At 66.0% G+C, this 9,359-nt stretch carries 13 protein-coding genes; 10 read left to right on the top strand and 3 right to left on the bottom strand.

Annotated features, from left to right (window positions below; translation table 11 throughout):
- A partial coding sequence (locus tag Q1V87_RS15420) for a methyltransferase (RefSeq protein ID WP_300594850.1) occupies positions 1-393 on the bottom strand: 393 nt, incomplete at its 3' end.
- Positions 394-409: 16 nt separating this feature from the next.
- Positions 410-1,570 (bottom strand): glutamate--cysteine ligase, encoded by a 1,161-nt coding sequence (locus Q1V87_RS15415; RefSeq protein ID WP_300594848.1) that lies wholly within the window; start codon positions 1,568-1,570, stop codon positions 410-412.
- 237 nt (positions 1,571-1,807) lie between these two features.
- Between Q1V87_RS15415 and rpsP the strand changes: the two genes are divergently transcribed.
- From rpsP to pyk, 5 genes are all read left to right on the top strand, one after another.
- A complete protein-coding gene (rpsP, locus tag Q1V87_RS15410) occupies positions 1,808-2,245 on the top strand; it encodes a 30S ribosomal protein S16 (protein WP_300594845.1) in 438 nt (145 codons plus the stop codon).
- 3 nt (positions 2,246-2,248) lie between these two features.
- Positions 2,249-2,479 (top strand): RNA-binding protein, encoded by a 231-nt coding sequence (locus Q1V87_RS15405; RefSeq protein WP_228178146.1) that lies wholly within the window; start codon positions 2,249-2,251, stop codon positions 2,477-2,479.
- A 1-nt stretch (position 2,480) separates the two neighbouring features.
- Positions 2,481-3,125, top strand: a complete 645-nt coding sequence (gene rimM / locus Q1V87_RS15400) for a ribosome maturation factor RimM (protein WP_300594842.1) — start codon at positions 2,481-2,483, stop codon at positions 3,123-3,125.
- Position 3,126: 1 nt separating this feature from the next.
- The gene (trmD, locus tag Q1V87_RS15395) at positions 3,127-3,819 is read left to right on the top strand and encodes a tRNA (guanosine(37)-N1)-methyltransferase TrmD (protein WP_300594853.1); all 693 of its coding nucleotides are present in this window, start codon (positions 3,127-3,129) and stop codon (positions 3,817-3,819) included.
- Positions 3,820-3,943: 124 nt separating this feature from the next.
- Positions 3,944-5,365: a pyruvate kinase gene (pyk, locus tag Q1V87_RS15390; RefSeq protein WP_300594839.1), complete on the top strand. Its 1,422-nt coding sequence runs from the start codon at positions 3,944-3,946 to the stop codon at positions 5,363-5,365.
- 20 nt (positions 5,366-5,385) lie between these two features.
- Here pyk and map read toward each other — a convergent pair whose 3' ends face one another.
- On the bottom strand, positions 5,386-6,168 hold the full coding sequence (gene map, locus Q1V87_RS15385) for a type I methionyl aminopeptidase (protein WP_300594836.1): 783 nt from the start codon (positions 6,166-6,168) through the stop codon (positions 5,386-5,388).
- A gap of 113 nt (positions 6,169-6,281) precedes the next feature.
- Between map and Q1V87_RS15380 the strand changes: the two genes are divergently transcribed.
- From Q1V87_RS15380 to Q1V87_RS15360, 5 genes are all read left to right on the top strand, one after another.
- Entirely contained in the window at positions 6,282-6,773 is a 492-nt protein-coding gene (locus Q1V87_RS15380) for an MFS transporter permease (RefSeq protein WP_300594833.1), read from the top strand.
- 160 nt (positions 6,774-6,933) lie between these two features.
- Positions 6,934-7,281: a 50S ribosomal protein L19 gene (rplS, locus tag Q1V87_RS15375; RefSeq protein ID WP_228178152.1), complete on the top strand. Its 348-nt coding sequence runs from the start codon at positions 6,934-6,936 to the stop codon at positions 7,279-7,281.
- 143 nt (positions 7,282-7,424) lie between these two features.
- A complete protein-coding gene (lepB, locus tag Q1V87_RS15370) occupies positions 7,425-8,192 on the top strand; it encodes a signal peptidase I (protein WP_300594830.1) in 768 nt (255 codons plus the stop codon).
- A complete protein-coding gene (locus tag Q1V87_RS15365; RefSeq protein WP_300594827.1) occupies positions 8,189-8,857 on the top strand; it encodes a ribonuclease HII in 669 nt (222 codons plus the stop codon). Before lepB ends, Q1V87_RS15365 begins: the two co-directional genes overlap by 4 nt.
- 62 nt (positions 8,858-8,919) lie before the next feature.
- Positions 8,920-9,243 (top strand): DUF2469 family protein, encoded by a 324-nt coding sequence (locus Q1V87_RS15360; protein WP_195691615.1) that lies wholly within the window; start codon positions 8,920-8,922, stop codon positions 9,241-9,243.
- Positions 9,244-9,359: the final 116 nt, after the last annotated feature.

The following is a 9,359-nucleotide window of genomic DNA, read 5'->3' as shown; positions in this document are numbered from 1 at the left end:
ATCGCCGAAAGCCTCGAGAAGGAACCTCTGCTCGACGTGCGCCTTGGTGATAAGCACGATGGACAACAGCGCCCACACGACCAGGAGTTCGATCCGGCCACGCCATGCGACCCATCCCAGGGAGCCGACCAGGATGCCGAGGTAGACGGGATTGCGCGTGAAACGGAACACACCGTCGGTACGCAGAGAGGCATCCTCTTTCGGCGCTACCCAGGGCACGATGTCGCGGCCGAGAGCGACGATCCCCGCGATGGCCAGGGCGATTCCGGTGGCGGCGACGACCGCGCAGCTGATCGTGAGCCACACAGCAGACCAGAGCGCCTCGCCCGGCAGAAGAAGGAGGGCCAGGAGCACGAACTGTGCGATGACCAACCAGTCGGAGCGATGGCGCATGGTCACAGTCGTCGGGCTAGCGCAGCGCGTTCAGGTGATCGCGCAGGGTCGGGCCGTCACGGAATTCGGTGACGAGGTGTCGCACGACTGCTCTCAGGTCGCCAGCGTTCTCGTCCGCGACCCTCAGCTGCCGTTCGTAGCTCGCGCCGCTGGCGAGGATTGTCTCGACCCCGGCGAACTCCTTCGCGCACTTGAGCTCGACAGAGATCTCGGCGAGATCGTCGAGGACCTCGCGCAGATGCTCGCGCACGGGCACAGGTGTTCCCTCACGGTCGACGATGATCTCGGCATCCAGGCCGTACCTGGCTGCACGCCACTTGTTCTCCCGGATGAACCAGGGCTGGATCCCGGTCAGGTCTTCCCCGTCATCGAGTCGCCGCGAGAAGTGCTCCACCAACACCTGGACGAGGGCGGCTACTGCTGCAAGCTCGGGCAGGGTCGACATCCCGTCGCATGCGCGTACCTCGATCGTGCCCCAGCGCGGTGCGGGTCTGATGTCCCAGCGCACCTCGGTCGCGTCAGCCATGACGCCGGTGTTCACCATGTCGTCGAGGTAAGCCTCGAATGACTCCCAGTCATCGAGCAGCCAGGGGAGACCGGCAGTGGGGAGCTGTTGGAACACGAGAGCCCGGTTCGATGCGTAGCCGGTGCGGTCGCCTGCCCAGAAGGGACTCGACGCTGACAGTGCCTGGAGGTGGGGGAGGTAGGTCGACAGAGCCCGGATGAGCGGCATGACTTTGTTCACGTCCTCAACACCCACATGGATGTGGATGCCCCAGATCATCATGTTCCGACCCCACCACTGGGTTCGCTCGATGAGTGCCTGGTACCGCGTCTTGTTGGTGACCTCCTGGTCATACCACTGCGCGAACGGATGCGACCCGGCGCACAGCAGGTCGAGGTCTCGCGGCTCGGTCGCTGTCCGAAGGGCACGGATGCCGTCGACCATGTCTTCGGCGGCTTCGGCCACGGTCGACCCGATCCCGCTCGTGACCTCGACCGTATTCGTGAGCAGTTCGCTTGTGAGCGAAAAACGCTCGAGATCAATCGTGGGCGCGAGTTCATCGAGGACCTCGGGAGCCCGGCCGGCTAGGTCACCCGTGCTGCGGTCGGCGAGCATGAGCTCCCACTCCAGGCCGACGGAGGAGCGAGCGGATGTCGCAAAGCCGAGCGTCATGGCGTCAGTTTGGCATGCACCGGCACTCTCTGACCCGATTGCGACACGGTGCGACGAGTACCCCTCGACGGCACCTGCGCGTCGTCGGTTCTCGGCATCCGGTCGGATCTGGCAGAATAGAGGGTCGGACCGCGCTCGACCCTCTATCCAGCGCATCCGCCCCCTTTGAGCTTCCGCCGGGTGTGCACCCCACGCTCCAGGCGATCAGTTCGTTCGAATCCACCACACAGGAGAATCGTGGCTGTCAAGATCCGCCTCAAGCGGCTCGGTAAGATCCGTGCCCCGTACTACCGCATCGTCGTCGCCGACTCGCGCACCAAGCGCGACGGACGCGTCATCGAAGAGATCGGCAAGTACCACCCGACCGAGGAGCCCTCGTTCATCGAGGTCGACTCTGCTCGTGCCCAGTACTGGCTGAGCGTCGGCGCCCAGCCGACCGAGCAGGTGCGCGCCATCCTCAAGATCACCGGCGACTGGGGAACCTTCAAGGGCGACAAGAACGCTGTCTCCACGCTGAAGACCGCCGAGGCAAAGCCTGTCTTCGAGGTCGAGACCTCGAAGAAGTCGGTCGTCAAGCCCAAGGCCGAGAAGAAGGCTGAGGAGGCCCCCGCGGCTGACGCTGAGGCCGACGCTGCACCCGAGGCCGCTGAGTCGGCCGAGACCGCAGAAGCCTGATCCGTGCTCGCCGCCGCGCTCGAACACGTCGTCAAGGGGATCGTCGACAACCCGGATGACGTGCGTATCCTTTCGTCGGAGTCCTCACGCGGTGAGGTACTCGAGGTGCATGTGCACCCCGACGACCGAGGACGCGTCATCGGGCGCGGCGGTCGCACGGCCAAAGCAATCCGCACCCTGATCTCGGCGCTGGCCGACGGGCGCCGCGTGCGGGTTGACGTCGCGGACGACTGACGTGGTCGATTCGGACGGGCGCTCCGCGCCGCCCCCTTCGGCAGGAACCCAGCTGCGGGTCGGACGTCTCGTGAAGGCGCACGGACTCAAGGGTGCGCTGAAGCTTGAGCTTTACACCGACAATCCGGACGGACGTTTCGTTCCCGGTGCGACGTTCACCCTCCAGGTCCCCGACACCTCTCCCTGGCACGGCAAGCCGTTGACCGTTCGTGAGTTCCGCTGGATGAACTCTCACCCGGTCGCCTTCTTTGAGGGCGTCGATGATCGGACCGCTGCCGAAAGCCTCGTGCGTGCCATCCTCTGGGTCGATGAGGCAGCTGACGCGGCATCCGACGAAGAGGATGCTTGGTTCGACCACCAGCTCGTGGGTCTCGACGTTCGCCGCGATGGCGCCTCGGTCGGCCGCGTGATCCGCGTCGAGCACCTGCCGGCACAGGACCTGTTGATCGTTCGCGCTGACGCTGATCGCGAAGTGCTCGTGCCCTTCGTCAAAGCGATCGTGCCGGTCGTCGATCCTTCAGCGGGTTACGTCATCGTGACGCCACCGGCAGGCCTGTTCGAAGACATCGTCGATGAGGATCCCGAACCCGCCGCATCCTCCGATGAGTCTCCCGAGGACGCGGCAGCCGACACCGACGGGAACTGACGTGCGCATCGACGTCGTCACGATTTTCCCGGCGTTCTTCGACGTCCTCGAGGTCTCGCTCATCGGCAAGGCCCGCGAGCGCGGCCTGCTCGATGTCCGCGTGTACGATCTGCGTCAGTGGACTCACGACCGCCACCGCACTGTCGATGACACCCCCTACGGGGGCGGTGCCGGGATGGTCATGAAACCCGAACCGTGGGGCGAGGCACTCGACGAACTTGCGCCAGCTGATGCGTCAGCCCGGCCGACGATCGTGTTCCCGTCGCCGGCGGGGGAACTCTTTCGCCAGTCGACGGCGCGCGAGCTCGCGCGCGAAGAGCACCTCGTCTTCGGGTGCGGACGATACGAAGGCATCGACGAGCGGGTCTTCGAGGATGCCGCCGCGCGTGGCTCGGTTCGCCTCATCAGCCTCGGCGACTACGTGCTCAACGGCGGCGAGGTCGCCGCTATGGCGATGATCGAAGCCGTCGGACGCCTCGTTCCCGGGATGGTGGGAAACCCGGCGAGCATCGTCGAGGAGTCACACGAAGACGGGCTCCTGGAGTATCCGTCTTACACGAAACCCGCCGTGTGGCGAGATCGCGCTGTGCCCGACATCCTGCTCAGCGGCAATCATGGTGCCATCGCGCAGTGGCGTGCGCAGCAGCAGCTCGAGCGAACTCGTGCGCGTCGGCCTGATCTGCTGACGGAATGAGGATGCGCAGCTGAGGCGAGCCCTGAGCAGCGTCGTCAGTCACCGACTTGTCACACGCGAGAAACCCGCCGGTGTCGTCAGGGCGCCAGACTGAGAGCGACTCACCCGCCGAAGGGATCGTTGCATGCGCCGCGCCAAGATCGTCGCCACTCTGGGACCTGCGACATCGTCATACGACCAGATCGAGGCCCTCGTTCGCGCGGGGATGGATGTCGCCCGGCTGAATATGAGCCACGGCGAGTGGGACATTCACGAGCAGTCGTACGCCAACGTGCGACGAGCCGCCGACTCCACCGGGCGACCGGTCGGCATCCTCGCGGATCTGCAAGGCCCCAAGATCCGGCTCGGACGCTTCGCCGACGGCCCGCACCACCTCGAGCCGGGCGACATCTTCACGATCACCACCGAGGATGTCGAGGGCACGCGCGAGATCTGTGGAACGACGTTCCCGCAGCTTGCCTCCGACGTCGTTGCTGGAGACACGCTGCTCATCGATGACGGCAAGGTTCGGCTGCGAGTGCTCGACACCGACGGCATCCGGGTGCGCACCGAGGTCGTGGTCGGGGGAGCGGTCTCGAACAACAAGGGCATCAATCTCCCGGGGGTCGCAGTCAGCGCGCCAGCTCTGAGCGCGAAGGACGAAGCCGACCTGCGCTGGGCGTTGGCGCTCGGCGTCGACATGATCGCGCTCTCGTTCGTGCGCTCGCCCAAGGACGCACAGCGGGCGCGGATCATCATGGCCGAAGAGGGTCGCCGGATTCCGATCATCGCCAAGATCGAGAAGCCCGAGGCTGTCGAACACCTGCAGGAGATCATCGACGCGTTCGACGGCGTCATGATCGCTCGTGGCGATCTTGGCGTCGAGCTGCCGCTGGAGACCGTGCCGATCGTGCAGAAGAGAGCGATCGAGCTCGCCCGCCGCTGGGCCAAGCCGGTCATCGTCGCGACCCAGATGCTTGAGTCGATGATCGAGAATCCGGTGCCGACGCGCGCAGAGACCTCGGATGTCGCCAATGCGGTTCTCGACGGCGCTGACGCGGTCATGCTCTCGGGGGAGACGAGCGTCGGAGCCCATCCGGTTACCGTCGTCGAGACCATGGCCCGAATCGTCGCATCCACCGAAGAAACCGGGCTTGAACGCATCCCTCAGCTCGGCACGAAACCGCGCACACAGGGCGGCGCCCTGACTCTTGCCGCCGCGACCATCGCCGACTTCGTCGACGCGAAGTTCGTGTGCGTTTTCAGTCAGTCCGGTGACTCGGCTCGTCGAATGGCGCGGCTTCGCCACCGCGTGCCGATCCTCGCGTTCACCGACCTGCCGGGAACCCGCTCACGATTGGCGCTCACCTGGGGTGTGGAGCCGTTCCTGGTCGCTCGCGCCACGTCGACCGACGGCCTGATCCAGTTGCTCGACCAGGTGCCCATCGAGACGGGCCGGGCCGCGCCGGGTGATGTCGTGATCATGACCGCGGGCGCTCCTCCCGGAACCCCGGGGTCGACGAACAACGTGCGGGTCCACCGCGTCGGCGCCTCCGACGGGTCGTGAACCCGGGACGAGGTACCGGCTCAGCTGACCCCGAGGAAGCTCCGGTCGGTGAGGATGACGGGGCCGTCCTCGGTGATGGCGATCGTGTGCTCGGAGTGAGCCCCGCGCGAGCCGTCAGCGCTGCGTAGCGTCCAGCCATCGGCATCCGTTCGCAGCTGGTCCGTCGACTGCAGGAACCAGGGTTCGAGCGCGAGCACCAGTCCAGCCCGCAGGGGGTACCCGCGGCCGGGCTTGCCGTCGTTGGGAACGTGCGGGTCACCGTGCATCTCGCGACCGACCCCATGGCCGCCGAAATCCGTGTTGATCGAGAGGCCCTCGCCGTGAGCGACGGCGGCCACGGCGGCCGAGATATCACCGATGCGGTTACCGATGACCGCTGCGCTGATCGCGGCATCTAACGCGCGCTCAGTCGTGTCGATGAGGGCGAGGTCTTCGTCGCGGGGCGTGCCCACCACGAAAGACACCGCTGAGTCGGCGACCCAGCCGTCGACGGAGACGGCGAAGTCGAGGGTCACGAGGTCGCCGTCGCGGATGGCGTAGTCGAAGGGAAGCCCGTGGAGCACGGCGTCATTGATCGACGTGCAGATGACCTTGCCGAACGGGCTTGCTCCGAAGGAGGGGTGGTAGTCGATGTAGCACGACTCGGCGCCGACTTTGCGGATCATCTCGTGCGCGCGGCGGTCGATGTCGAGCAGGTTCGTTCCGACGCGGGTCTCAGCGCGCAGGGTCGCGAGTACTTCGGCGACGAAGCGACCAGCCGGTTTCATCGCCTCAATCTCGGCAGGGGTGCGCAACTCGATCATCAGTTTCCTCTCGACCGGTCCATTCTGTCCGATCCGCTATCGATCGGCTGTGAGGATGCCTCGCATCGCGTGCCTCGGCCACGGGTGGCATGAGCCGGGCGTAGCATCGAATCATGTGGCTGCGACGCGCCTACTACGGCTGGATGATCCCCGCCGCGTTCGTGCTGCCGCTCTGGCTGTTCGTCGGCTGGATCGCCTTCAACGCCGGCGCGTGGGCGCTGCTGTGGGTATTGCTCATGGCCATTCCCTCGGTACTCATCGGCCAGCTCGTCCTGACACTCTTGGTGCGGGCGCGTCCCACAGCTCGGGCTGCGCGAGCAGTGTCGTGGTGGGATGTCGCAGGATTCACGGTCTGGCACGCTCTCACGATCGCGCTCGGCTTCTTCGTGGCGGCCTGGTGGTTCCCGGTCTTCTTGCTGACGGTCGCCGTCGGGCTGTCGCTGTTCTGGCTGATGCTCTGGCAGCTGTGGCGCGAAGCGCGTCCGGGCATCGCCACGCTGCGTAGCACGTCGGGTGTGTCCTACATCCCGCCGTCGCCGACGGCTCCGCCGCGCCGTGAGAACCCCGAGGTCATCGTCATCACCGAGCAGCAGCCGCGTTCCTGACGGTTTTGTTCGCGGCGGCTGTCGTGGCAGAATAGCTGTTTGTGCCTTGATGGATTCTGCCTCAGGGGAATCCGCCGCCGGTCGTGACCGCGGTTCGGCACGCCTCATCCTTTTCTATCCACCCGCGACCGACCTGTGGCGGCCGCAGAGAGTAGCGATCATGCAGACCCTCGATATCGTCGACGCAGCTTCCCTGCGCAGCGACATCCCCGCGTTCGGCCCCGGCGACACCGTCAAGGTGCACGTGAACATCGTCGAAGGAAGCCGCTCGCGCGTCCAGGTCTTCCAGGGCGTCGTGCTCGGTCGCTCCGGCGACGGCGTGCGCGAGACCTTCACCGTCCGCAAGATCAGCTTCCAGGTGGGCGTCGAGCGTACGTTCCCCGTGCACAGCCCGATCATCGACAAGATCGAGCTCGTCACCCGCGGTGACGTGCGTCGTGCGAAGCTCTACTACCTGCGCGAGCTTCGCGGCAAGAAGGCCAAGATCAAGGAGAAGCGCGACAACTGAGTCTGCGCCTCTCCACGTGTGCCCCGGCGCTTCAGCGCCGGGGCACACGTGTCTGTCCGGGCGTTGCACGACCCCCGGAAGACCCATCGTGTGACACCCTTATCTGAGCGTCCGGTATCACCTCGGACGGATTGGATCGCTGCATGACTTCCGACGCTGAGGCACCCGCTGAACCGGTAACACGGGCACAGCGGCGTCGACAGGGGGGCAGGCGCGGCGGGTGGGTTTTCCTGCGGGACGTGCTGGTCATCATCCTGATCGCCGTCGTCGTTTCGGCGCTAGTGAAGACGTTCCTGGTCCGCTCCTTCTACATCCCCTCGGGGTCCATGGAGGACACCCTCCAGATCAATGACCGCATCCTGGTCGACGAGCTCACGCCGCGATGGAACGGGTACCAGCGCGGTGACATCGTCGTGTTCCAGGATCCGGGTGGGTGGCTTCGCCCGAGCGTGAGCCCCGCGCAGTCACCGTTCGTCGAAGGCATCGACTGGCTCCTCACTCTCGTCGGCCTCTCCGTCTCGGACTCCGAAGACCACCTCATCAAACGGGTGATCGGGGTTCCCGGCGACCACGTCGTGTGCTGCAACGCTCTCGGCCAGATCACGATCAACGGCGTTCCGATCGACGAGTCGGCCTACGTCAAGCTCGACCCGGGCCAGACCGCGCCGAACCCCGTGCCCTTCGATATTGTCGTGCCCGAGGGCAGCCTGTGGGTGCAGGGCGACAACCGAAACCACTCCCAGGACTCGCGGCTCAATCAGGACAAGCCCGGCAAGGGATTCGTGCCGATCGAGAACGTCGTCGGTCGTGCCTTCGTCATAACGTGGCCGATCTCGCGGTGGGGAATCCTTGATCCGCACAGTGAAGTATTCGCTGGCGTTCCCGCAGGCGAAGGAGCCGGCGCGCAGTGACCGGGGCGTCGCGAGCGGTCCCGCGCCTCACCCTGGAGCGGCAGCTGTTGCGCGAGTACGACCTCGTCATCTCGTGCGACGAGGTGGGTCGCGGTGCCCTCGCTGGCCCGGTCGCCGTGGGGGCCACCGTGACGGATGCCGTGCTCTCGCGCCGCCGGGTTCCCGAGGGCCTGCGCGACTCAAAGCTGATTCCCGAACCGCGCCGCGCGGAGCTGGCTCGACGCGCTGCGGGCTGGGTCGTCGACAGTGCTGTCGGGTGGGCCAGCTCAGCCGAGATCGACGAGGTCGGCATCCTGCCCGCCCTCGGGCTCGCTGCCAGGCGTGCGCTGGCGGAGCTCGCCGCCCACGGTGTGGACATGTCGCGCGCGATCGTCGTCCTCGACGGGAACCACGACTATATCTCGCGGGCTGCGGGCCCTCGGCTGACGGTCCGCCCCGTGATCAAGGCCGACCGCGACTGCGCCGGCGCGGCGGCAGCATCCGTGATCGCCAAAGTCGCGCGGGACGAGCTCATGGTGGGTCTCCACGACGACCTGCCCGCCTATCAGTGGGTCCGCAACAAGGGGTATGCGAGTCCCGAGCACCGCGCCGCGATTCTCGAGCACGGGGTGAGTGACCACCATCGGGTGTCGTGGGCCTTCGCCGGAGCTCCAACGCTCTTCTGATACGCCCGGGGGTGCTCGACCGTGGTCGCTTGCCGCATCCCGGGAACTAGGATGAAAGCACCATGGATGACGAGGTCTTCGAGGACTACGACCGCGAACTGGAACTGGCGCTGTATCGCGAGTACCGGGATGTCGTACACCAGTTCCAGTACGTGATCGAGACGGAGCGACGCTTCTACCTCGCCAATGACGTCAACGTCGTTCGCCGGGACACGGAGCACGACTTCTACTTCGAGATCACGATGAACGACGTCTGGGTCTGGGACATCTACCGGGCGGATCGATTCGTCAAGTCCGTGCGCGTCCTCACCTTCAAGGACGTCAACGTCGAGGAACTCCAGCGCGGCGACTTCCAGTTGCCTGACGAGCTCACGCTCGACAGCTAAGCGTCCTTCCGCCCCAGGCGCATAGTTCCCGAGCTTCTTCGCGTCTCGCCCCGAGCCTCGCTGTCGCCGATGGGCGCGCAGCAACGCTGGGGGAATGGCAACGAAAGACGAACTCG

This window comes from Microbacterium sp. (assembly GCF_030149085.1).
Classification (GTDB): Bacteria; Actinomycetota; Actinomycetes; order Actinomycetales; family Microbacteriaceae; genus Microbacterium.
Note: the sequence above shows the minus strand (reverse complement) of the source record. Positions and strands in the feature narration are given on the sequence as shown.